General features: G+C 59.5%; 1 protein-coding gene. It reads left to right on the plus strand.

Annotated features, from left to right (window positions below; all coding sequences use genetic code 11):
• Positions 1–977: IS110 family RNA-guided transposase (locus ALC15_RS40895; RefSeq protein WP_244486503.1), on the plus strand; the 977-nt coding region annotated here is incomplete at its 5' end.
• Positions 978–1,151: the final 174 nt, after the last annotated feature.

The raw sequence follows: 1,151 nt of genomic DNA on the forward strand, positions 1-1,151 counted from the left end.
ACGGCATCGCCGAAAACGGGAAAGTCTTGGTTCGTCGCACATTGCGGCGATCGCAGCTTTTGCCCTTCTTTCAAAGTCTTCCGGCTTGCTTGGTAGGCATCGAGGCCTGCGGGACGGCCCACTACTGGGCGAACGCGATCGGCGAATTCGGCCATACCGTCCGTTTGATGCCGCCTGCCTATGTGAAAGCTTACGTCAAGCGAAATAAGACCGACGCCGCCGATGCAGAGGCAATATGCGAAGCCGTGTCGCGCCCATCAATGCGCTTCGTGCCCGTCAAATCACCCGAGGAGCAAGCTGGCGGGATGGTTTTAAAGACGAGAGAGTTACTTGTTCGTCAGCGAAGCCAGTCTGCGAATGCTATGCGCGCCCACATGGCGGAGCTCGGGATCATTGCCGCAACCGGAATGCCTAGCATTGCCAAGCTCGTTGCCGTACTGCGCGACGATCAAGAAAGACGCCTTCCTGCTTCGGCTCGAGCCGCGCTTCTGGAGATGGCCGAGCACATCGAAAGCCTGACAACACGGATTGATGTGCTCGACACCAAAATTGTTGCGGCCGTGAAGGCCGATGATGCCGCCCGTCGCCTGACGACCCTTCCTGGCGTAGGCCCCATTATCGCCGCGACTGTTCGCGCCACCGTCCAGAATCCGGCAGCCTTCCGAACTGGGCGAGATTTGGCCGCCTGGATCGGCATCACCCCAAGGGCACACTCCAGCGGAGGGAAAGAGCGGCTCGGCAAGATTTCGAAGCAGGGCAACAAACAGCTGCGAACTTTACTGATCGTGGGTGCGACGTCGATCCTCAAGCAGGCCCGCAGGGGCGTGAAGCTACCGGCGTGGGTCGTATCCATAATGACGCGCCGTCCCTATAAGGTGGCCGCAGTGGCACTCGCGAACAAGATGGCGCGCACCATATGGGCGCTACTCGTCAAGGGCGGTACCTATCGATCACCGACGACGCCGGTGACTGCTTAATCACAATTCCCAGCGCCTTGGTGTTGGGATAGCGCGGCAAGGTGCCAAAGCGTGATGAACCCGAGGGGCGATACCCTGATGTCGATCAGACCGTCTGACGCAGTGCGTGACGAAGCGCGCAAAATTGATTAGGCGACCGGCATTGCGGATCTCATCGTGGCCAGCGGTCAATGA

Source organism: Bradyrhizobium viridifuturi (assembly GCF_001238275.1).
Taxonomy (GTDB): domain Bacteria; phylum Pseudomonadota; class Alphaproteobacteria; order Rhizobiales; family Xanthobacteraceae; genus Bradyrhizobium; species Bradyrhizobium viridifuturi.